This is a genomic window from Pseudomonas sp. C11 (genome assembly GCF_034683865.1).
In the GTDB taxonomy this organism is placed as follows: domain Bacteria; phylum Pseudomonadota; class Gammaproteobacteria; order Pseudomonadales; family Pseudomonadaceae; genus Aquipseudomonas.
Genome location: NZ_JAWIIP010000099.1, coordinates 1 through 234, shown reverse-complemented (window position 1 = coordinate 234; position 234 = coordinate 1). Strand labels below are relative to the sequence as shown.

Here is a 234-nt window from a genome sequence, read left to right as displayed (position 1 = left end):
GATCCCTCTACCGTACTGGAATGCGCAATTTGCACAAAGATGATCCCCTTCTCGCTCAGATCAAAACTCAAGAAAGGCGCATAGAAACTAACATTACGATCATTTAGCAGAATACGTGGCTGATAATAATCCACCAGCCATTTGTCATGGGCAGCCAAACCAAAGTAGCTTGTCGGAACATTACATTTTGGCTTTTTAAGTTTACGCTTGGAGAGGATGACGCTAGGAGCCTGA

The 234-nt window shown here is 44.0% G+C and carries 1 pseudogene; it reads right to left on the bottom strand.

Features of this window, described 5'->3' with window-relative positions:
- Window positions 1-234: pseudogene (locus VC352_RS25065) on the bottom strand (LPS biosynthesis protein); the annotation flags it as partial.